General features: G+C 41.4%; 18 protein-coding genes. 5 read left to right on the top strand and 13 right to left on the bottom strand.

All coding sequences use genetic code 11. From position 1 onward, the window contains the following. Nucleotides 1–50 precede the first annotated feature (50 nt). Nucleotides 51–1,148 carry a slipin family protein gene (locus ACWICE_RS08350; RefSeq protein WP_454298068.1) on the bottom strand — a complete coding sequence of 366 codons (1,098 nt, stop codon included), beginning with the start codon at nt 1,146–1,148 and terminating at the stop codon, nt 51–53. Nucleotides 1,149–1,194: 46 nt separating this feature from the next. Continuing rightward, a complete protein-coding gene (locus ACWICE_RS08345) occupies nt 1,195–1,368 on the bottom strand; it encodes a hypothetical protein (protein ID WP_454298067.1) in 174 nt (57 codons plus the stop codon). Nucleotides 1,369–1,962: 594 nt separating this feature from the next. Here ACWICE_RS08345 and ACWICE_RS08340 point away from each other — a divergent pair. The 3 genes from ACWICE_RS08340 (at nt 1,963) to ACWICE_RS08330 (ending at nt 4,291) form a co-directional block, all read left to right on the top strand. Then, on the top strand, nt 1,963–3,027 hold the full coding sequence (locus ACWICE_RS08340) for a helix-turn-helix transcriptional regulator (protein ID WP_254528387.1): 1,065 nt from the start codon (nt 1,963–1,965) through the stop codon (nt 3,025–3,027). 68 nt (nt 3,028–3,095) lie between these two features. Next, nucleotides 3,096–3,749 (top strand): TetR/AcrR family transcriptional regulator, encoded by a 654-nt coding sequence (locus tag ACWICE_RS08335; RefSeq protein WP_454298066.1) that lies wholly within the window; start codon nt 3,096–3,098, stop codon nt 3,747–3,749. Next, a complete protein-coding gene (locus ACWICE_RS08330; RefSeq protein WP_454298065.1) occupies nt 3,746–4,291 on the top strand; it encodes a GNAT family N-acetyltransferase in 546 nt (181 codons plus the stop codon). Before ACWICE_RS08335 ends, ACWICE_RS08330 begins: the two co-directional genes overlap by 4 nt. Before the next feature lie 236 nt (nt 4,292–4,527). Here ACWICE_RS08330 and ACWICE_RS08325 read toward each other — a convergent pair whose 3' ends face one another. After that, the gene (locus tag ACWICE_RS08325; RefSeq protein ID WP_313258792.1) at nt 4,528–6,894 is read right to left on the bottom strand and encodes a M1 family metallopeptidase; all 2,367 of its coding nucleotides are present in this window, start codon (nt 6,892–6,894) and stop codon (nt 4,528–4,530) included. Further along, nucleotides 6,891–7,466 carry a HupE/UreJ family protein gene (locus ACWICE_RS08320; protein WP_185211509.1) on the bottom strand — a complete coding sequence of 192 codons (576 nt, stop codon included), beginning with the start codon at nt 7,464–7,466 and terminating at the stop codon, nt 6,891–6,893. Before ACWICE_RS08320 ends, ACWICE_RS08325 begins: the two co-directional genes overlap by 4 nt. 112 nt (nt 7,467–7,578) lie before the next feature. Between ACWICE_RS08320 and ACWICE_RS08315 the strand changes: the two genes are divergently transcribed. Beyond that, nucleotides 7,579–8,085, top strand: a complete 507-nt coding sequence (locus ACWICE_RS08315) for a DUF6702 family protein (protein ID WP_313258794.1) — start codon at nt 7,579–7,581, stop codon at nt 8,083–8,085. A 978-nt stretch (nt 8,086–9,063) separates the two neighbouring features. Here the strand turns inward: ACWICE_RS08315 and ACWICE_RS08310 are convergent. Next, nucleotides 9,064–9,960: an AraC family transcriptional regulator gene (locus tag ACWICE_RS08310; protein WP_185211507.1), complete on the bottom strand. Its 897-nt coding sequence runs from the start codon at nt 9,958–9,960 to the stop codon at nt 9,064–9,066. Nucleotides 9,961–10,232: 272 nt separating this feature from the next. Here ACWICE_RS08310 and crcB point away from each other — a divergent pair, with 272 nt between their 5' ends. Further along, a complete protein-coding gene (gene crcB / locus ACWICE_RS08305) occupies nt 10,233–10,613 on the top strand; it encodes a fluoride efflux transporter CrcB (protein ID WP_185211506.1) in 381 nt (126 codons plus the stop codon). Between the two features lie 4 nt (nt 10,614–10,617). On the opposite strand, the gene ACWICE_RS08300 is transcribed toward crcB, so the two are convergent. From ACWICE_RS08300 to ACWICE_RS08265, 8 genes are all read right to left on the bottom strand, one after another. Then, entirely contained in the window at nt 10,618–11,607 is a 990-nt protein-coding gene (locus ACWICE_RS08300; protein ID WP_185211505.1) for a LacI family DNA-binding transcriptional regulator, read from the bottom strand. Between the two features lie 40 nt (nt 11,608–11,647). After that, complete coding sequence (locus tag ACWICE_RS08295; RefSeq protein WP_454298064.1) at nt 11,648–13,729, bottom strand: hypothetical protein; 2,082 nt, start codon at nt 13,727–13,729, stop codon at nt 11,648–11,650. 5 nt (nt 13,730–13,734) lie between these two features. Next, nucleotides 13,735–15,402, bottom strand: a complete 1,668-nt coding sequence (locus ACWICE_RS08290; RefSeq protein ID WP_454298063.1) for a ribulokinase — start codon at nt 15,400–15,402, stop codon at nt 13,735–13,737. A gap of 11 nt (nt 15,403–15,413) precedes the next feature. Beyond that, the gene (fucP, locus tag ACWICE_RS08285) at nt 15,414–16,748 is read right to left on the bottom strand and encodes an L-fucose:H+ symporter permease (protein ID WP_185217197.1); all 1,335 of its coding nucleotides are present in this window, start codon (nt 16,746–16,748) and stop codon (nt 15,414–15,416) included. 4 nt (nt 16,749–16,752) lie between these two features. Beyond that, on the bottom strand, nt 16,753–18,516 hold the full coding sequence (locus ACWICE_RS08280) for an L-fucose isomerase (RefSeq protein ID WP_454298062.1): 1,764 nt from the start codon (nt 18,514–18,516) through the stop codon (nt 16,753–16,755). Between the two features lie 11 nt (nt 18,517–18,527). Then, complete coding sequence (locus ACWICE_RS08275; protein WP_454298061.1) at nt 18,528–19,772, bottom strand: DUF6786 family protein; 1,245 nt, start codon at nt 19,770–19,772, stop codon at nt 18,528–18,530. A gap of 6 nt (nt 19,773–19,778) precedes the next feature. Next, complete coding sequence (locus ACWICE_RS08270; protein ID WP_454298060.1) at nt 19,779–20,945, bottom strand: glycoside hydrolase family 172 protein; 1,167 nt, start codon at nt 20,943–20,945, stop codon at nt 19,779–19,781. Nucleotides 20,946–21,391: 446 nt separating this feature from the next. Further along, on the bottom strand, nt 21,392–22,180 hold the full coding sequence (locus ACWICE_RS08265; protein WP_185217201.1) for an L-fucose dehydrogenase: 789 nt from the start codon (nt 22,178–22,180) through the stop codon (nt 21,392–21,394). Nucleotides 22,181–22,182 lie beyond the last annotated feature (2 nt).

Genomic DNA, 22,182 nt, shown 5'->3' with positions numbered 1-22,182 from the left:
ATAATGACCATTTAATAAATCTGCAGGGCCTTATTACCCTGCAGGACTTCCTATTTATTTAAGAACAATTGTTTCAATTGATCCACGATCTGTCCGTTTCCAGAAACAGAAATCGTATTGATCTTGTCCGCAATCTTCTCCACGTATTCCATTTCCTTTAACCGGAACAACATCGCATTCTCTTCCAAAAGCTTCGCGGTATTCAGCAAGCTCCTTGTCGAGGCCGTTTCTTCCCTTCTGGTAATGATATTCGCCTGAGCTTTCTTCTCAGCGACCAACACTTGGTTCATGATATCCTTGATTTCTCCCGGAAGGATAATATCCTTGATACCCATGGAAATCAATTCAATTCCCAATCGCTGAACCGACCTCTTCGCTTCTTCCAAGATCACCTTTGCGATCGCATCCTTATTTTCCAATAATCCATCGAATGTTTGGTCAGATACATACGTTCTTACGATCATTTGCATCAAAACATATAAATGATTATCAAAGGATTGGTTTTCCAACAAGGCCATCTTGATATCTTTTACTTGATATTGGAAACCAATATTCAATCGTATCTGCACTTTGTCCTTAGTCAAGATTTCCTGACCTGGAATCTCCATATACATAGCTCTTTTGTCCACGATGGCCACCTGAATGGCATCAGCGTTTTTCCAAAAGAAGTATTCCCCAGCCAACAATTCTCTTTCAAATTTTCCATTTACAAAAAGCAATGCTCCTTGAAATTCTTCAATCTGATATCTGCTCACATAAGGTTTGAACAAGTCTTTCCTTAAGTAAGCCTTGTTGATGGATGAAGGTACCTCCAAGGTATCCATATTTTCAATTTGGAATTCCAAATCATCCAATCCTTTCCAGAAGACATGTCTTCCCGCATTCAACAAGCCTACAAGGTTCTTGTTCTTGAACATCAAAGCGATTTCATTGTCCAAGACCTCAACAAATTCAACCAATTCTACAAATCCAGGTACAGTCAACAAAACATCTAGATGATAAGCAACCTGAAATGGTTTCGCCATATCATGGCGCTCAAGGGATTCCCCAAAGCCTAACCAGTATTTTCCTTCAGTCACAACCCTTTTTACAGCATTGTTTTTGATGATCAATCCTACTTCGTTTCTGTTAATTAATACCTTTTTCATTGTTTTTCTATTTAATTATTTCACTCATTCATTTAATCCTAAAAAGCTATTGCCAATCGTTCATCGGTCCGGAACGGAACTCTAGGGTAGTCCTAGACCATCCAGCGACCTTGCCCTTTCTACACTGGAAGAACAGGTCTTCCGGTAGTTCAGGAACAATTCGCCTTTGGTCTAGGTCTAGCAAAAAGTTGCAAAGATCCTTTCCAACTGTTATTGGCATGAACATGCCTTTAACCGAACCATTGGCAATAAGCTTTTAATCTTTTTAGAGAAGACCTAAACTCGTCCATCGTGTTTTACCACGGAAATGCATCGTGTGAGGATGTTTATGGTCCTATTTCAACCATGGGTTTGTTATTCTAGCCATTTGAATTATCCTGGAAACCAGGAGCAGGATTCGAACCTGCACTGCAAACAATTAATCTATAGACCCATCTCATAATCAGTATACTTCATCCTACTGGAAAAGCACTAGCCTGCCATACAGAAACAGGACACCAGGATTACGATTTGATCTCTACAGATTATATATCCTGTTGGACATATATCGTATAAAAAGCTTATCGCTTGTTTAATCAAAGAACATTTGTCATACCCGACATTACAAAGATGCATACAGCACTACGCAACACTTATGCGTAGTAAAATTTTATTCAAATTATTTTAATAATATACATTTATTATACTGTATATCAAGTAATTAATTTAACAACTTTTTTATAACATATTTACAAAAAGACATTACTACGCAAATACTTTGCGTAGTAATGTTAAATTATCTATCTTTATTTTATCCAAAAAGGAAAGGAAATCCATGTCTACAAACAAACTTGCTCTTATTCGATACAAAATCATCGACCAATGCCTTCAACAAACCCATAGGAAATGGACCTTGGAGGACTTGATAGAAAAGGTCTCGGATGCACTTTACGAGTTGGAAGGGATCAATAGTGGTGTCAGTAAAAGGACAATTCAAGGCGATATACAGTTGATGCGAAGCAATAAACTTGGATATAATGCTCCTATAGTTGTGAAGGACCGTCGATATTATAGCTACGATGACCCGAATTACAGCATTAGCAACTCTCCTATTTCCTCCATGGACATGGAAAAAATGAAAGAAGCCGTCGATGTCCTGAAACATTTGAATGGCTTTACATTTTTTGAGGAAATGAGCGATATGATTATCCGTTTAGAGAGCCAGATGTACGCTTCTAAGGGAGAAGGCAAGTCCATTGTACAGCTTGAAGCCAATCCTTTATTAAAGGGATTGAAATGGATTACCCCACTCTATCAAGCCATAAAGGACGAAAACCCTGTTTTAATCAAATACAAATCCTTCAAGTCAAAACAGCCCACAGTTGAAGTATACAGCCCCTATCTATTAAAGGAGTATAGAAACCGATGGTTTCTAATCTGTTGTAAAAAGCACCATTCAAGCTTAACTACTTTGGCACTGGACCGGATGGCTGAAATTGACATGATGGCCAAAAATGGGTTTCAACCTTATGAAGGTGTTGATTTCGATCGTTACTTTTCAGATACCATAGGTGTTACCAAGTCTGCCAAGGAACGTGGTCAGAAAGTCATCCTACAGGTAAACGCCGCCAATGCACCCTATGTAGAGACCAAACCTTTGCACAGCTCCCAACAGATCCAAAAAAGGCATGATGATGGTTCCATTACCATACGGATAGACGTGATACTGAATCTTGAGCTGGAGCGAGAGATATTGGGATTCGGGGAATGTGTTAAGGTATTGGCCCCAAAAAGCCTAGAAAAGAGAATACTTTATAGGCACTACAAAGCGTTAAATCAATATGCCAAAGCCCAAATCATAAGGGAAGATACAGAGCCGCAGAAGCAACCTGATAAATAATGATATTACTCACTTTATTCCCTATGCTGTGAATAATGCTTAAATTTATCCTACTATTTTAAACAGATATGAAAAAAGCTCCGAATCCTGAGCAGAAATCCAGAAAAATCACCTCTGGACCCGTACGTGAAAAGGCAAGAACGATGAACAGAATCGTCAATGCCGTCGGAAAAGTCTTAAAAAAACATGGTTACCCTGGGTTGACCATTGCAAATATTGCCACAGAAGCAAAAGTCGACCGTAAATTGATCTATACTTATTTTGACAACTTGGACAACTTGGTGGAGCTATACATCGAAAAGAGGGATTATTGGAAAACCAAGGCCAAATCCACTATTTCCCGATTATTGAGCCAGGAGATCATTCAGGATGATGAAATGTTTGCGCTCTTGCAAGGACAGTTCAATGCTGTTCTTAACGACGAGATCCTACAGCGAATCCTGCAGTGGGAGCTCTCTGAAAACAAGGAAATCCTCCGTAAACTAGCAGATAGCCGTGAAGAAATTGGCGCGGAACTCATCCGTAAATACGAGAAGAGCCACCCTAATTCCGATGTCGACACCTGCGCCATCCTTGCCTTGCAAACTGCAGGCTTATATTACCTAGCTCTTCACGCCAAAACAAATGGAAGCACCTTCTGCGGACTAGATCTGAATTCCGAAAAAGACCAAGAACGAGTTTCCGCAGCATTAAGAGAAATACTGACTAAGACCCAAACATGAAAAGAATCATCGAAATAGATCCTCAAATCAGCTTGAAAGCAATCGTCGAGAGTGATGCCATTCGCATGTACAACATCATCAATAGCCAAAGGGAATATCTCGGAGAATGGCTCCCTTTCGTCCAATTTACCAACAGAGTAGAAGACAGCAAGGGTTTTGTTGAAATGGCAATACTGAGCCGAAAGCTTAAAAAAGACTATGTCTATAAGATCTGTTTCGATGACCGTATGATTGGCTTGATCGGCACCAAGGAAACCGATTTATTGAACAAAAACACGGAAATTGGCTATTGGCTATCCCAAGATTTCCAAAACCAGGGGATCATGACCCGCTCGGTGGAAGCCCTGATCCAGGAGCTTTTTGAAGAGCTTAAATTAGAACGCATACAGATCTGCTGCGCCATAGGCAATGAAAAAAGCATCAATATTCCCAAAAGACTAGGCTTTAAACTTGAAGGAACCAAAAGGAATGGGGAATGGATGGGCAATTTCCAATTTAGGGATCTTCTGGTATTCAGCAGGCTGAAGTCAGACAGACCTTAGTTTTAGGATATCTAAACCCTCTTATCTCTCATCTGAAATTTTCTCAGATCAAGCGTTCATAGACCACGAGCTCTTGACCAAGCTTTACCCTTGTTCGAGCCATATTCGGAAAATTCGGAATGTGTCCCGAATAAGACCAAAGCAAAACCAGGATAAAATAGTCAAAAAATTGTAGAATAAAACACAAGGGCAGCTCAAAATTTGAACTGCCCCTTATATTTTTGGTTTAGTATTACCTATCTATTATTTTGCTTTTTAGCTTCCTTCATCGGATTGCTCTCGGCCGATTGACCGCGAGCTGCCCGTCCATTCTGCTGGTACAACTCAAACCTGGAAGGTTGAGAAGTTCTAGGCCATGCATTGTTGGACTCATCTATATCCGCAGTTTCACGATACGGATCTAATTGAATGGAGGCAACTTGCTTGCTCTTTGCAAATACTTTCGTTGCTTCATTTTCATCCATTCTCCAGATATAAGCAGGGACTTGATCGATCTCTTTGCTTCCATCGGTAAAGGTCCATTCGATGATCAATGGCATGACCAATCCACCATTGTTCCTGAAGTTCAACTCATAGAATGTAGTCTTACCATTGAAGATATCTTTTTCTTTATCAGTTAGCTTATTATAGAAATCTTGGTAGCTGGTTTCATCGGCTGGCTTCACGGCGAAACGATCCCATTTATTATAAAAATCCAGAAGAGAGGTATCCTTATCGACCAAGAAAGCCATATTCTCTTCCATGTTTCGCTGACGCGTAATACTGTTCAGGTCTTTATCAAATGCTTCTTTTTTCTCCTGTTGCGTTTTCTTAGGGTCTGCTCCACTCATTCTATATTGCGTCACATTATCTAAGGAAATCTCAACCGGATCAGTTCCAAAGAACCAACCTCTCCAGAACCAATCAAGATCTACGGCAGAAGCATCTTCCATGGTTCGGAAGAAGTCGGCCGGAGTAGGGTGCTTGAACTCCCATCGTCTTGCATATTCCTTAAAGGCATAGTCAAAGAGCTCACGCCCCATTACTGTTTCTCTCAATATATTTAGAGCTGTCGCTGGTTTAGCGTATGCATTAGGTCCAAATTGAACGATATTTTCTGAATTGGTCATGATAGGTTCCAACTGATCTTTTGGAAGCTTCATGTAATCCACGATCTTGTAGGCCGGTCCACGACGGGAAGGAAAATCCTTGTCCCATTCTTGTTCCGTCAAATATTGAAGGAACGTATTCAGTCCTTCATCCATCCAAGTCCATTGGCGCTCATCCGAATTGACAATCATTGGAAAGAAGTTATGTCCAACTTCGTGGATAATTACACCGATCATGCCATATTTTACGGCTTCAGTATAGGTACCATCCTCATCGGCACGGCCATAATTGAAGCAGATCATCGGATATTCCATACCATTTGCTGCTTCCACAGAGATAGCTACGGGATAAGGATATGGAATGGAGAATTTAGAATATGTCTTTAAGGTATGGGCAACAACTTTGGTGGAATATTTACGGTACAATGGGTAAGCCTCAGGACCATAATAGGACATGGCCATTGGTTGATTTCCCGGAACACCTTCATTCACACGCAAAGCATCCCAGATCAAGCGACGAGAGGTAACGAAGGCAAAATCGCGAACGTTCTTGGCTTCATAAACCCAAGTTTTCTTGGCACTGGATTTCTGTTGAATGGCTTTGTTAGCATCCTCTAAAGTAACAATCTCAACGGGTTCTTTCGATTGCTGAGCCTGCTTCCATCTAGCCAATTGCGTCGAGGTCAATACTTGTGCATAGTTTTGGCATTCACCTGTCGCTCCTACCACATGGTCCGCTGGAACCGTGATATTTACTTTATAGTCACCAAAAACTAACGCAAATTCCCCTCTTCCGGTAAACTGTTTGTTTTGCCATCCCTGAAAATCGGAATAGACTGCCATACGTGGAAACCATTGTGCTATTGTGTATAGGTTATTATCATCTTTAGCAAAATGCTCAAATCCACCACGACCACCTTCAACCATACGGTCTGAGATCTTATAATCCCAATCAATCTTCAGCACGAATTTAGCGCCAGGCTTCAACGCTGTGGGAAGATCAATACGCATCATGGTATAGTTGATGGTATATTTTAGCGCTTTATTGGCTCCATCGGTCACCTTATGGATATTGACTCCAAAACCTTTTTTCTCTGGAACCAATGATTTCAGTTCGCCTATTGACATTTTCTCCCTTAAGCTACTTTGGTCAAACCGTTTACTTTCGGCATTGTCCGCATGCTCGTTTTCATCTAGCTGAATCCAAAGATAGGTCAATGGATCTGGAGAATTGTTGGTGTAGGTAATGGTTTCAGACCCTTTCAGCACGCGATTGACATCATCGATCTCTACATCAATGACATAATCGGCTTTCTGCTGCCAATACATTGCCCCTGGTGCACCAGATGCCGTTCGAAAGATATTTGGATCCGTCAACAGGTTACCCAGTTGCTCAAACTTGTTCCCATGGTTGGAACCTGGGTTATGCTGCATCTGCGCTTGGGCAGCATATATGCCTGCCGAACCTACAAGGGCAAGGCAGAAGGTTTTGATTATTGATGAATATAATTTCATAATGGAATACGTTCGAGTGCCATAATAAAGGAGATTCCGATAACAGCCGATGAGAGGAAGAAGCTCCAATCACGGTTGCTGACCGCAAAAATCTTGAGCATCAACTCCGACAGCAGAATAACAAAAAAGACAATGATAAGTTGTCCAAACTCCAAACCTATATTGAAGGACAGCAGTGGCAGTACAATATTTGCTTCCTGTCCCAACAACGATTGCAGGTAATTTGAAAATCCAAGACCGTGGATCAGTCCAAAGAATAGGGTCATCGCATAAAGGACATATGGGCTTCGCTGCTTTCTTCTTTTGGGCAAATTATAGAATGCAGTGGCCAAAATGGTCACCGGAATCAAGAATTCCACCCAGGCGGTATCTACCCTGACGATCTTAAATGCTGCCAATGCCAAGGTGATGGAATGGCCGACCGTAAATGCGGTTACCAGCCAAAGAATTTTCTTCCAATCTTTTAGCGTATAACTGCAACATAAAACGAGAACAAAAAGAATATGGTCATAACCCGTCAGGTCCAAGATATGCTGCCAACCAAGCTGAAAATAGATAGAGAAATCGCTCATTAATTAGGTCTTGTAATAATAACATAGCAAAATTAATATTATTTTAACATAGACAAACGGATTTACTAATTTTAGGCAGATTTGCACATAATTGTTGCAAAAAATCAATAGAATGGATTGGAAGAAATTAAGACTAGGATTGCTGCTTGTTGGAATATTTACGGCATTTATTGCTTTTGCGCATCCTTTTTATGTTAGCATTAGTTCAGTAGACTTCAACCCAAGCAAAAAACGTATTGAGGTATCCTGCAGATTGTTTTATGATGATCTGGAAGTAGCCTTGAAAAACCAATTAGGCCAGCATATCGATGTAATCCATCCCAAAAACAAAGCTGCGGCAGATTCTGCCATTTCGAAATACATCCGACAAAATTTCAAGATCAATATCAATAATCATCTTCGAAACTTACAGTATGTGGGCTATGAAATTGAGGAGGATGTTGCTTGGTGCTATTTTGAAGTCAGCAATGTTAATTCGATCAGCAAATTGGATATTGTCAACCAGCTTCTTTTCCAGGATTTCAAGAATCAGTCGAACATTATGCATATCAAGGTCAATAATGTTAAAAAAAGCACCAAACTAGACAATCCTAAAAGGACGGCCAGTTTCAATTTTTAATTCGGAAATGAGGCTGGGGATTTAGGGCCGCGAGAATAGGAACCCGCTAGAAACACAAAATGCTTTTTTCTCAAAAAGCACGTCTAATTTAATTTGTTTTGGTTTTGTAGAAGGGTTAACTTTTCTTGTTAACACTTCTATTTTGTGGGCTTGGTTGGTTTCCGATAAACCCTACATTCGTTACATAGAATGAGAATGGGTTCTGGATCATTTTTTCTTTTTTACTTCTTTCTTTTTTAATCATATTATTTACCTTTCTTTTATTGTTTGCTAGTAATATAACAAATTTTGAGCCAAATTCCAAATTTGGAGTAGATAAGAGATAAGAGAGCTGTGTGCTGAAGTGAATGTAGAGGCGATTGGGTAAATATTTTGAACCAGGATTAAAGGGATGGGAGGATGGGCCAAGAACTGGGCAAGAAACAGGATTAAATGGATGTGAGGATAGACCAGGAACATCTTGCTATTGTGTCGTTGGAAAGACCCCAATACTGTAGGGGCGTTTTGCAAACGCCCGTTGTTGAATCAGGATGCCATTATACGCCGCTCAGGGTACTGGATGGGAGGATTGGACTGGAATAGGTCAAAGGATATCTTTGGGATACACAACCCTTAGCAGGGATGAAATATTTTTCTATAAATCCTCTAAAGCGGAAATTAATCCCCAGAAAATAGTTTCCTCATCTTACGACTTCGGAATGAATGCATCCCCAAGAAAAAAACAAAAATAGATTCTTCGCTTCACTCTGAATCCTTCATTAGCATATTTTGATTCTGAACGATCAGTGAGGAATCTGTACGGTTCTCCTCCAACAGTTCCCTTCATTCTCCATCGAAGATGGAGTGCCCTTACGTCAATTCAATCTTTGTTTGTATTACTCCGAGATTCTTCGGATAAACCTCAGAATGACTAAAAAAATTACCCTTTCGGAAAATTCACTGCCTCACTTCTCATATCTCCCATCTCAAATCTCCTCCTTAATTCGCCATATTATTCACCGCATGTCGATGGATAAACTCAGAGGGTGAACTATGGAGGATATGTTTAAATACACGATTAAAATGGACGACGGTATTAAATCCGCATTGGTAGGCGACTTCGGAAATATTTTCTGTGGACTTGTTGATGAGCAATTGGCAGGCTTTTTCGATTCGGATTTCATTTAAAAAGGTTACATAGGTTTTCATGGTATGCTTTTTAAAATACTTACAGAATGCAGATGGGGTCATGTGGATGAGTTTGGCAACCGCATCGATACTGATTTCCCTGTTATAGTTTTCTAGGGAATATCGCAGGACTTCATTGATACGGACCCCGACTTTATCATTGAAGTTTGATTCAGGAAGTCCAGAATACAGGGAGATCATTTCCTTTTCATTGGCGATCAGGTATTCGAAGACCTCCAATACGCGCATAAGTTTAGGCAGACCCTCCTCTCGCAGTAATGATTGAAAGATGGACCTCACTGGCAGGCTATATTTCTGCAACAACTTTTTACTGGAATCCAAGGTTGTAAAGATATCCCTGATCCGATGCAGCTCCTGCATATTGAAGAAGGACTGCATCTTGTCGAAGGCAACAAAAATATGGACAACATGGATCTGATCATTTTCAGCTCCTTCTTTAATAAAGATATGGGGGTCGTTGGCCTTTAAGATATAGATTTCATTTTCAAAAAAAGGCTGTATTAAGTTTCCGATAACGACCGAACCCCTACCTTTTAGGATATAGGAAATTTGAATTTCCTTATGCCTATGATAGTGGGTATAGAATTCCTCCCTAAGGTCTTCTTGAATATAAAACGAACCAGCTCCAAAAGCAGGCACAGTAAACTCAATTGGATACCTTGCTTCCATAGTCTTTAAAGCTTCCATACATTCCTAATTTTTGTCCCAATCCAACCGGTTATTGTTGTTTGGGGATAATGATATTCATAATTTAGTTATAACAAAAATATCATTTTTTTACAATCGCAGGGTATTTTTTGAATTTTTATAAGATTATTTACGCAACAATTTTCTGACATCAATCATATTTCATTCATTTTCATACCTTTCGCTCGGTTTTATTGAATATCGATCCATTCGTAACTTGTAAAGGAATTCATTAAATTCGAAAAAAAATAAATCAACATTAGTTATTATTCATGATCAGAGAGGCATTCATTATTGCTGCAGGTGGAGCTGTCGGAAGTGTACTAAGGTATTACAGCGGGCAGTTCATCAGCAAAAATTATCCCAGCCAGATTCCGCTTGGCACTTTAATCGTGAACCTCTTAGGCTGTCTGCTGATTGGGCTATTATTGGGTTATTTTGCCAAAAATCAAGGCTTGAGCAATGAGTGGAAACTGTTACTGGTAACAGGCTTTTGTGGTGGTTACACGACCTTCTCTACCTTTGCGGCAGAAAACATCAATCTTATCCAAAACCAACAGACGTCGCAGGCCTTCCTATACATTGGCCTTAGCGTTGTCCTTGGATTGGCGGCAGTTTACTGTGGCTTGATGTTCTGGAAATTATTTCAATAAATCATTAACCCCTCTTCTTTGCAACCAATTCAGAATTTAACACCTTTTTCTGAATGGTATTATCTTTCATCTGTTGAGTCAAGGCAATGACACTTTCCTTTGCTAACTGCTCAATAGGCTGTTTAACATGGATTATGGGATGATAAAAGAAATCATATACCTCACTAAAGTCAAAGCACATTACATTTAAGTCCTTTGGGATCTGGATCTCTTTTTGGGTGAGGTATTTTAATCCCGCAACCGAAAGGGTATTGGTGGCAAAAACAATGGCATCAGCTTTCTGATCGTTCAAAATCTCCTCTAGGACTTGCCCTAATTCTTGCTGTTGCTTACTGAAATTAATTTTATACAATCTGGATTGGATTGCAGAGCTGGCATTCAAGAAACCTTGTTCACGGTCTTTCATATGCTGTAGGCTACTCTTGTAGGCAACAAAAGCCAGGTTCTTGTACCCCATTTCAATGAGATGGCCCACCGCGGTCTGCATGGACTCCTTATTATCTGTGATGACATAGCTGGAATTGACATGATCAAAATGCCTATCGATCAAACAGATGGGAATGCCCAAAGAAATAATATATTCGATGGTTTCTTCGGAGTGATCCGGTGGAGAGATAATAAAACCATCGACTTGCCTTTTAATAAAAACATCGACTAGGTTTTTCAATTTCTCCGTACTTTCATCGGAACTACCTATTATGGTGGTCAGACCAAAATGTCCAGACTCATCTTCTATTCCTCGTGCGATCGAAGCAAAGAAAGGATTTGAAATATCTGCAACAATTAGTCCGATGGTATTGGTTTTACCCGTTTTTAAACTTTTGGCGATATGGTTGGGCTGATAATTCAGTTCTTTGGCAGCCTGTCTGATCTTTTCTGCAGTATCCTTCCCTACTCTGCCCTTTTCTTCATTACCACTTAACACATAAGAAACTAATGCGGTAGAAACGCCAATTTTCTGAGCAATATCCTTTAATGATACCTTTTTTACCATTTTGTAAATATATTATTATTAATTCATAACTAACCTTGCATTACCATTTTGCAAAGACATTTTCACCCCAATGATCGATGACACGATTAACTGCTTCCGAGGCTGCTCCGTTCCCCCAATCATAGATAGTAAATTCTCCAATTCCAATTCCGTTGGAATCGGTATGGCCATCATGCCCATAGTTTTCCATCATAAAGCCGTAATCCTGTTTCCTCAGAAATGGCCAGCGTTTTTGCCATTGTTCCTTGGTTTCTTGATTCTCGGGAGCATACATCATGACAAAGGACGCCTTTAAGGCAGCAATGCCCCGTTGCATATAATCTTTCCGACCTAATTCTTTTCCATAATGCATGATCAGTTCAGCAAATAAGCTCTGCCTGGAATCATTCCATTCCGCATCTGCATTCATGACTCCAAAACCGCCCAGGGCATGTATATAGATAAAGGATGGTTGCCAAACAGCTTGCCACATCAACAGTTCATCCAGCACCCTTTTTCCTTTTTGTAAATAAGCTTGGTCCGCTGTAACCTTATAGGCTTCCATGGCTGCCTGGGCCGTATAATACATGCTCAGGGTATTTTGCTTGTACATATTATTCCTAGCAATTTTCCGATCCACTAAACTGTCATGTCCAAATCGGCTACAGGACCAATAGGTTTCAAAATCTTCCCAGCGTCCGACTGGAACAATTTCCTTTACGATTACATCAAGGGCTTTTAAAGCGGATGCTTTATATTTTTCAACTTTGCTTATCTGATATAATCTCAGCAAAAAACTTACGGACATGGCAGATTCTGGAGATTTGCTCAACAGCTCCATATCTTTCTGCTGATTTAGATCTAGCCATGCTGGAAAATAGCCATCAGGGCGTTGTATGTTGACCAATGCATCGGCATATCGAATGGCATAATCCAATAATCGGAGATCTTTTTCCAACTCAGAATACCAATCCAGCATCAATAGAGCTGTATAGCTCATATCCAGAATATGGTAAGGAGATTCTTTTGCATTCCAGGTATAGGGATTACGGTTTGAGTTGCCGAAGAAATGAGTATTCCAGCCTGCCGAGCGCCAATATTTTTTTCCCTCGACTTCTACTTCCTTCATTTCTGTGGCGATCAATCCCGGGAAAAAACCATTTCTCTGCGGAAAGGAAAGCGCCAATTCCTTGGTCATATCCGCATAGCGTATCAGCGAATCTATGTTTTTCCGCTTTGCATAGCGAAATAAGCCAGATGCAGAGCGTAAGGAATTGAACCAAGCTTGGTTCCAAATGGACCTAAACTCCCTTTCGTTGACTTCACCTGGATAATTAGGGCTTTGGGTAACATTTACAATAAAGGTGGGAGCTCCTACTCTTTTGCCATTCAGGTCAAATTCCTGCCATACAGCGTCTCGCCAATATTTGAAGGCCCATTGATAGGTATAGTCTACATAAGCATCGAGATTGTTATTATCGAAAGGCTCCCCATTTTGATAGAGTTTCTTACCCCATTGCTGCCACATAAACTGATTTATACCGGCAAACGGATTATCAATGCTAGCTGGATCTGAAGAGAATTTTACGTAAAAAGCCAGACGATAGGTTCCTGCTGGAAAATCTGTCTTTTCTTCTTTTTCATAAAGCACATGATCGGTAATCTTAGAATTTGCCTGACCTAAGGTCAAAAGATTCTTATCGGCATCAAGATCTAGATAGTAAGGAACAGCAGGTTTTGATGTTAACAGCGACACATCCGGAATGATGGCCAAAGACTTTTTGCTATCCTGAACAATCAAGGCCGCCGAACGAAAAACATGTTGGGCAATGATATGGTTATCTGTAGGTGTCAGATGAGGGGCCCAATGAAAACTAGGCTTAAATTCAGGCTTTACAGCGACATAGAGCCTATCTAAGCTTGTATCGGCTTTTATTTCCCATTTGAATTCAAGCCTAAAAGTCTGTTTATCGATTTTTTTATACTTGATTTCAGGATTTTGATTTCCAATTTTGGAATACTCCAGATTGGATATGTACGGCTGGATCAACTTTGGAATCCCTTGGCCATACGCTATGGAAGGACCCATAGCATGCAGCCAAGTTAAAAAACCAACAAATATGTAAATCAAGTGAATTCTCATTTCAGTTATTGTATGGTATTTAGCATAGAACCATAAGCCAAATACTTAGCATAGCGTTTGTCGAACAAATCCTTCTTTTCAGGATTGGGCGAATATTCTTTTTCAAATCCGGCTCCCATGTTATCCATGGCCTCAGCCAAGGAAGGATAGATTTTTGCTGCAGTTGCAGCCAGCATACTAGCTCCCATAGCACAGGTTTCATCTGATCGATGGACCATAATTGGTCTTTGAAGGATATCTGCCAAGGTTTGCATGACATAATCCGATTTTTTGGCTATTCCCCCTATTCCAATGACACCTTGAATAGCGACCCCTTGGCGTTCCACATGTTCAACGATCGCCCGGGAGCCAAAACAGGTTGCTTCGACCAGAGCCTGAAAGATATGGACAGGATTGGTCCCCAAATCCAAATGGAACAAGGCGGCAGTCAGTGAAGGGTTTACATCCGGGGTCCTCCTTCCATTGAACCAATCCAAGGCCATTTCATCATCTTCTCGGATAGGCTGTTGCTTGGCCAATTCGGATAGTTCTGAAAGTAAATTTTGCTCAAGTTCATCCCTTAAATCTGAAATGGCTTGACTACCCAGAAATGCAGTTTTTTTCAGACTGTTCCTAATTGGCCACAACAGCAAGTTTTTCAACCAATTATAGACATCCCCAAAAGCGGATTGTCCGGCCTCCAGACCTATATAATGTGGTACGATTGACCCTTGAACCTGTCCACAGATTCCTTGGACCAATCGATCTTGTAATTCTTCTCTATCAATGACCATCATATCACAGGTGGATGTCCCCATGACCTTGCACATATATCCAGGTTGGATTTGGGCTCCGATGGCTCCAACATGCGCGTCGATCGCTCCTACGCAGATCAAAACGCTATTCTTTAATCCTAGTTTATCTGCCCAATCTGCGGACAGAACTCCAACAATCTCATCAGCGGTAAATACCTCTTTATTAATGGATTGGTATATCCTTTCCAATTTAGGGTCTAAGTGGCTAAAGAATTCCAACGGTGGGTAACCCCCTAATTGTTGCGCCCATAAAGCCTTATGCCCGGCCGCACACACATTCCTCCTTATTTTTTGCGCATCTTGTTGACCTGTCAAAAGATAGGGCAACCAATCACTCTGCTCAAGCCAGGAATGGGTAGCGTTGTAAACCTCTTCGTCAGTCCTGGCTAAGTGGAGCAATTTGGACCAAAACCATTCCGAGGAATACGCTCCGCCACAATAGCTGAGGTAATTGACTTCAAAGTCTTGCGCTTTTCGGTTGATTTCTTCCACTTCCTTGATGGAGCTATGGTCCTTCCAAAGAAAAAACATGGCATTAGGATTTTCGGAAAATCCCGAAGCCAGCGCCAAAGGATGGCCACTGCTATCAATGGCTACCGGAGTGGAGCCCGTAGCATCGATGGAAATGGCTACAATATTAGTCTTGATTTCATCATGGACATTTGCCAAACAGCCCTTCAGACAAGCTTCAAGGCTTTCAATATAATCCAATGGATGTTGACGGAATTGACTCTTTTTAGGGTCGCAGTACAGTCCTTCTTTCCACCTCGTAAAGCTGGAGGTTGCAGACCCTAGCACTTCTCCATTGGTAGCATCGACCAGCAGAGCCCTAGCAGAATCGGTCCCAAAATCAACGCCAATTACATATGATTGCTTCATTTAACCTTCTATTAATGAACGGGATTTGACATATCTAATTTACCTTCCACTTTACCTACTCCCCAAATAGCAAACACGGCTATCACCACATAGCACAGGACTGGAATAATAAATCCAGTAGCCATTGTACTATGATCGGCAATCAGGCCCATCAAAGGCGGACAGAATGCACCACCTGCTACCGCCATAACCAAGAAGGATGATCCTTTTTTGGTGAGTGTACCCAAATTGTTGATCCCCAGTGCGAAAATGGTCGGGAACATGATGGACATGAAAAAGTAGGTCAAGAACAGTGCAAACACGGAAACCCAACCTAAGTTCATGAACACCAAAATATTTAAGATGACATTCATGATAGCGTAGAAACCCAAAAGACGATGTGGGGCGATGAACTTCATCAAATAAGAACCTGTCAGCCGACCTATCCAAAAAGCTCCCATTCCACCAAAGGCAAGAATCAGGGAAGCTGCCTGTTCGTCGTTTTTAGGCATGAAGAATTCACCGAATGAACCTAGATTGCCCATAATATTAGAAATCGGGGTTTTCAAATCGTGAATGGCATCAATCACATAATTGATGAAAAATGAATTTGTTCCAGTCTGGGCTGCCACATATAAGAACTGGGCAATAACAGCGAAGATGAATACCGGATGTTTCAGCAAGTTCCGCATGGGTGGATTTTCCTCGTATTCCCCAGCCTCTTTCTTCTCCTTGATTTCAGGAAGCTTAATGATCAGGAAGACAATAGCAACCAAAACCACGACACAGCCAATTCCAATATAGGGCTGCACCAAGGAGTCAAATTTGTCATGTTCGCCTTCGGCTTCTGTCCCAAAGATCATCAATCCACCAATCAACGGTCCCAATATCCAGCCCAAACCATTGAAGGATTGGGAAATGTTGATACGTCTGGCAGCTCCATCTTTAGAACCTAAGACAATGGAATAAGGATTGGCAGCAGTTTCCAGGAATGCCAATCCACAGGCAATCACGAACAAAGCGGCCAAAAAAGGGATAAATGCGGCCAGTTTGGCTGCCGGATAGAACATAAAAGCACCTATGGCAAAGAGCACCAATCCGAATATGATACCTTTCTGGTAACCAAATTTCTTGATAAAAAGGCCTGCAGGGATGGCCATTGCCAAATATCCGATGTATAAAGAGAACTGTACAAAGCCAGACTGCGCCTTGGAAACATGCAATAGATCCTGGAAATGCTTGTCCAACACGTCCAAAAAACCATGGGCGAAGCCCCATAATAGGAATAAACTGCAGATGAAAAGGAATGGAACCAATAGATAGTTCCCTTCATCATCCCGAAACAATGATTTCTTTAGGTTGCTCATGTTGCTATCTATAAAGTGGTCCAAATACCTCACATGCCCGATAATCTGCTCCTTCTGGCTTCATCCCGAAGGCTGCCCAGGTTGCAGGTCTAAACATACGGTTTGCAGGAACATTGTGCATACAGACTGGAATCCGAAGCATGGCTGCCATCGTAATCAGGTCATGCCCGATATGGCCATAGCTGATGGCCCCATGGTTGGATCCCCAATTGGCCATCACAGAATAGACATCGGTGAAGGGACCTTCCCCAGTCAATTCAGGAACAAACCAGGTAGTCGGCCAGGTTTTATCGGTACGTTCGTCCAATACCTTATGCACTTTTTCTGGTATATCAACTGTATAACCTTCAGCAATTTGTATAGTTGGCCCTAAACCTTTTATTAAATTAATTCTACACATGGTCACTGGCATCCCGCCCTTACTCAAGAAGTTAGATGAATATCCTCCACCCCTAAAATAATCACGGTTTGCCGGATACCAGGTAGTCGCCTTTAAACAGGCTTTTGCTTCTTTATCGGAGATTTCCCAAAATGGTTTCATAACTGGTTTACCATCGGCAGATTGCTGCCCTGTACCGTCCAAGGTTGCAGAGCCTGAGTTGATCAAATGGATAAAACCATCTTTAGCAGCACCGGTAGGTTTCCAGCCGCTCACTCTTTTGACAGCCTCCGGAGACCAATAGGTCCTGACATCGGCAAATATTTGCGCCGTATTGGTCAATAAGTAATTGAAAGCCATGGATACACCGTTTAAGGAATCATTCTCAGTAGCGACCATAAAAGGGTTACGGATACCGTTCCAATCGAATGAGGAATTCAAAATAGCTTCTGAAAAATCACCATTCGGGAGGAAATCGGTCCATTGCCTTTGCCCTTGGAAGCCCGAAATAAAGGCATTGTGGCCCATAGCTTCCTCAGCATGTCCCATTTTCTTCAAAGTGGGATTTCCGATCATAAGGTCACGGATGATCAAGGTCATCTTTACCACAAACTCCCAGTCTTCATCCTTCTCTTTTCTGTTTTTTACCTTATGCTTTTGATTGAAATCAGCCCCTTCCTTACAATGTTTTTTGGTCCATTCCAATGCTTTTTTGAATTCTTCTTCATCATAGATACCCAATTGTATGCGCCGAAGCACTTCCGAAGAGTCTACATATTCATTACGCATGCCCAGATATTCCTGAAAGAATTCAGCATTAACGATGGAACCTACAATGCCCATCGAAACAGAGCCGATAGCCAGATAGCTTTTACCGCGCAACATGGCCACAGCAAGGCCAGATTTGGCGAAGGAAAGCAATTTGTCCTTCACATCGTCCGGAACCTTGGTATCTCCCATATCTTGGACATCATGTCCATAAATACTGAATACAGGGAGGCCTTTTTGATTATGGGCAGCGACGGTAGCCGCAAGATATACGGCACCAGGCCTTTCTGTACCATTGAAACCCCAGATGGCTTTGGGCCGTATTGGATCCATATCCATGGTTTCTGATCCATAACACCAACATGGGGTTACCGATAAGGAAACACCGACTTGTTCCAGATCAAACTTTTCCTGACAACCTGCGGCTTCTTTGACCCCACCGATGCAACTATCTGCTATGACGCATTGTACAGGGCTGCCATCGGGATATTTCAGTTCAGTTTCATATAGTTTTGCCACAGCCTTGGCCATGTTCATGGTTGTATCTTCCAGGGATTCCCGTATGCCGCCCCAGCGGCCATCGATGATGGGTCTAATCCCGATTTTTGGATATTTGTTCATGGTCTAGGGGTTTAGAAAGCAGATTGAATATCTTCAACGGTTATATTAAATAACTTCTTTAACAGACTAGCTATTTGTATTTTATCTCCAAAAAAATGATATACATTATGGGTATGTTCCAGCTTTTCAGATGGTTTAAGGAAAGCAGCAGGTGAAACACTTTCGATTTCGTAGAAAGGTCCCATTTGACTTCCATCTTCCAATGGTCCATCGTTATAGGCATTGACTGCATCTCCTAAGAACGGATCCTTTTTGGTGGTCCATTCCTGGTTCAAATAGACCTTGCTTGAGTCGATGCTGAATTTGGTTACGGTCAGGATTCCATTGGCTAGATCGTAGCTTCCGGCAATGTTTTTTGCTCGAGAAGGCGACAATCCCAATTTGCCTCTAGACTTTCCATCTGCCTTGAAATAGAGTGCCCCTGCTTTATAGCTGATTCTATCCTTATCGATTTCTCCAAAATAATCGGTCGTGGCGACCTTTCCTTTCGCAGACTCTTCAAAAGGGATAAGAATAACAGTGCTGTCAGTCGGCATAAACATATCCAGGCTCCAAAGACAAGGTGCTCCAGTTTCTTTGGTCCATGCCTCTTTTCCAGTATTGCTGATGCTGTTTATGGTGCTAAAGCCTACCGTTTTTACCTGATCGGATAATTGAATGCCTAGATCGGCTTCGATCTGTGAATTGCTCAACATCTTGATATCCCTATTAAGCTTCATGCTGAGGACAGTACCTGCATAATTTTTCAATTCTGCAGTTTTCTCCATGCTTGCTGAATTTCCAGTTGCTGACAGCAGGGTCCAAGCTTCCGTGTCAATGGCAGTTGGTGTTTTCCAGTTATCATAGACCATTTCACTGCGTTTTTCGAAGTATAGGGAAAATGGACCTCCTTCTGGACCTAGCCAGAGGCGGTCTTCCCCGCCATAGGCATTCATATGGGGATCAACCGGCGCAGAGAAGGCTTTGTAATTTACCCAGCCAAAACTTTTACCGTCCGGCCCATCTGCAGTTGAGGTAAATACCTTACCCTGATATTTTGGGGACACCAGGACCTGCCCTAGTCCACTTTCGTTGCTCAAAATCAAAATGCTATCATACTTCTGCAGGAATTGCAGGTCGTAGCCAAATTGCCCTTCATTATAGTTGGTGCTCACGGTATCCTGGATTGATGATTCTTGTTTTTTGGTTTCTTGGCAGGAGCTGGCCAGCAAAACTGCCGAAGCTCCCATAAATGCATGTAGCCATGTCTTTTTCATAGAAATTTAGTTTACTTCTAGATCGTTTTTGGATGGTAGATTTGGAAATTTGTTATGGGGTTCGGATTGATACCAATAGGCTACAGAGATCATATCGGACTTCTGCGGTAGGTATCTGCCTTCCGAACGCCATCCTAAATCCTGTATGGTCACTTTTAGGTCCCCATCAAACCTCACTGGATCCATGATATGCCAACGGTACATTCCGAATCGCGCCTGGGACTCATATACGCCGTCAGGACGAATTACTTGGTGCAAGCCAGCGTATGGGGTGGAATATTCTTGATATTGCCTTGTGGCCTTGTTTTCGAAGTTGTAGGAGCCACAGAAATAATCCTCCAGTCCTGTTCCAACTATCGTTGCAAAGTCCTTATCACCATCCATAAAGAACTTAATCTCTCCTTCTCCCCACCAACCTATGTTGTTGACACCTACCCCTAAATATGTTCCTACGTACTGTCCTTTTCCTTTGATTCCATCGATTATAGTGTGCAAGGAGCCTTGGGTAGGATTGGATCGACGGTATTGGGCATGGAAATACCCTTCATCTTCAGGAACCTCTGTAACAGCATAATCTATCTGGTAATACAGGTTCATGGGCTCACTGGAAATATTCTCCATAGTAATCTTGGCACTTTTCCGAAATGGCATTTTCCAGTAGGAATTGAATGCACTTCCCGGATTAACGGTCATAGCCAAGGAATTCAATGGTGCGAAACGATGCCAAGCCATCCCAAAGAATGGCCCTACTGGAGATTCTACCGAAGGAGTTGACTCGCCGTCCCAATAAATCCTGAAAATCGTGTGGTTCCAATTGCCTGTTGGAGTCATCCACATGTGCTGGATTACCCCTGATTCATTGATTTCGGCCATGGTAAAGGTCTCACCGGGCGCAATCGTGATATAGGGATTTACCTTCCAACCCACTCCTAGCTCCCTAGATGCATGTGAAGCATTGGCAACATTCTTTTGACCAGCCTGTTTCGCTGGATCTGCCATTCCTCCTTTCCCCTTGGCACCGGTAAAGTTTTCTGGACTAATTGATCTGGTTTTGGCATTGGAAAGTTTGGAAAGGTTTCCCAAACTCATATCTATTCCATTAAATGGCTGCTTTTGCTGGGCATAGGCCATGCCACAGAGCAATAAGGAAGCTAATAACAATTTAATTTTCATGATTTATTTATTAGTTGATTATTCAAATGTCCAATCGGAAGTCACATTCTATTTTTGAAAAGAACTACCAAATCTTTCGGTTAGTAAAGGGTTTTGGCTATTGCTTTAATCGTTTAAGCACCTTAAGCATAAAGGAAGACTGCTCAAGACAATTAGATTAAAACAAATGCGGAACTTTTCAGTTTATAATTACACAATGTTAATGCTTAAACGTTTAATATCAAAATAAAATCTTAAAATGTTAAGTCCGAATCTGATAAGAACCAATGGTTAGAAATGGGATTTTACATCAAAAACAGGATTTGTTTTTGATAGAATAAGATTTTGAATGAAGTATATCGTTTGTAACAATTTATTTAGGAGGAAAGGGATAAAAAAAGAGCTGCTTAATGAAAGCAGCTCAATTGAGTTTACTAAAGGTTGATTACAAATATATCTTGTTATACTTAATCATTGATTAATGCTCTATCTAGGTGCACATAGCCCCCATCCACATGGATTAACTGCCCAGTAGTATGGCTTGATCGATCAGACAGTAAGAATACGGCCATATTGGCAATTTCTTCCACGGTAGTCATCCGGTTTTCAAGCGGAATCCTGCTCGTTATTTTTTTCAATGTTTCTTCTGGATTAGCAATGGTTTTTATCCAACTTTCATATTGCGGTGTCATGCTTTCTGCAACAACTATGGCATTGACACGAATGGAATACGGAAGCAATTCAACCGCCCATTCCCTTGTCAAAGCATTCCTTCCACCATTGGAAGCAGCATAACCGGATGTCCCTCCCTGTCCAGTTTCGGCAGTTTTAGAAGTAATGTTCAATATACTCCCTTTGCTTTTCTTCAATTCAGGGAGACAGTGGTGCGCCATCAGATAGTAATGGACCAAACTATTGTGCAGCGACTTTACAAAAGAGTCATAATCGCCATCTTCTAGGCTCACACCATCATTCAAACCTGCATTATTTACCAATCCATCAATCCTGCCCCACTTAGCTATTACAGCATCAACGGCCTTTTTACAGTCTTCTGGATTCGTTAGTTCAGCCTGCACCGCGAAAGATCTAAAGCCTTTTGCAGCTAACTCCTCCTCTACGGCAAGGTTATCTTTTTCCTTTCTTCCAATAATTACCGGAACCGCTCCTTCCTCAGCTAAAAGCTCAACAATTCCCTTTCCAATTCCTTTGGCACCACCGGTAACCAAGACCACTTTATCTTTTAAATTTAAGTTCATAT

This window comes from Sphingobacterium sp. NPDC055346, assembly GCF_053645235.1.
Note: the sequence above shows the minus strand (reverse complement) of the source record. Positions and strands in the feature narration are given on the sequence as shown.